Source organism: Vibrio sp. 2132-1 (genome assembly GCF_033344315.1).
In genome coordinates, this window is the sequence record NZ_JAWPON010000493.1 from 1 (window position 1) to 624 (window position 624).

Here is a 624-nt window from a genome sequence, read left to right on the forward strand (position 1 = left end):
TATCGGCATGATCAGGCAATGTTTGGGCTTTATCAAGCATATTGGCAGGATAGGGATGCACGCGCTCGCTGAGCTGATTCTCTGCCACGTTCGACATCGCGACTTCCAATTGCTGCGGCAAATCAACAATGGTCACATGCACATCTTTATCGTAGTTGCAGCACTGCATTGCCCATTTACCCGTATTGCCACCGATATCGACAATATGTTTTGGCTCATTGGCAAACACTTCTTTAAGCAGCAATGGGAAAGAACGATCCGAATAGAAGTGATCAAACTTAAACCAGCTCTGCTTAGCTTGCTCAGGTAATGTCGACAACCCTTGATAGATGGTTTCCCAATCGCCCAGCTCTTTCAATCCAGCAGGTTTGCCGTCTTTGATTGCTTCAGTCAAGTGCATCATCGCGGCATAACAAACGTCGGCCGTGAAATCCATGTTTGCTTGGGTCATGCCATCGTACAACAAGTAGAACCCGAGGTTGGCCAGTGAGTAGTTAGGTTTTTCCCACAAAACAATGTGCGCACTTATCGCCATGTCTAGCAGCACTTTGACACCATATTCTGATACGCCTGTTTTTTCGGCGATATCAATGGCGCTCATGCCTTTTGAACCAGCGCTATCGA

The 624-nt window shown here is 47.1% G+C and carries 1 pseudogene; it reads right to left on the reverse strand.

Annotated features, from left to right (window positions below):
• Positions 1 to 624: pseudogene (locus R8N47_RS26245) on the reverse strand (SAM-dependent methyltransferase); the annotation flags it as partial.